Here is a 223-nt window from a genome sequence, read left to right on the forward strand (position 1 = left end):
GATGCGGAAAGGGAACGGAACGCGCCGAAATCTGCCTCCGCCACCTCGAGCCATATGTCGGCGCTCGTCACCAGGGGGCTGAAGGCGGAATCCGTGATCGCCACCACGGGACTGTTGCTGCGGGCGGCGGCGGCGGCGAGTTCGGCGGTCACCGGCGCATAGGGCGTGAAGCTGATGGCGAGAACCGCATCGCGCTCGGTCGCGGTGCCCAGCTGCTCGGGAC

The 223-nt window shown here is 69.1% G+C and carries 1 protein-coding gene; it reads right to left on the minus strand.

Features of this window, described 5'->3' with window-relative positions; genetic code table 11:
• Positions 1 to 223: SIS domain-containing protein (locus tag E4K09_RS24035; protein ID WP_134500188.1), on the minus strand; the 223-nt coding region annotated here is incomplete at both ends.

It is taken from the genome of Microvirga pakistanensis, from assembly GCF_004458765.1.
Taxonomy (GTDB): Bacteria; Pseudomonadota; Alphaproteobacteria; order Rhizobiales; family Beijerinckiaceae; genus Microvirga; species Microvirga pakistanensis.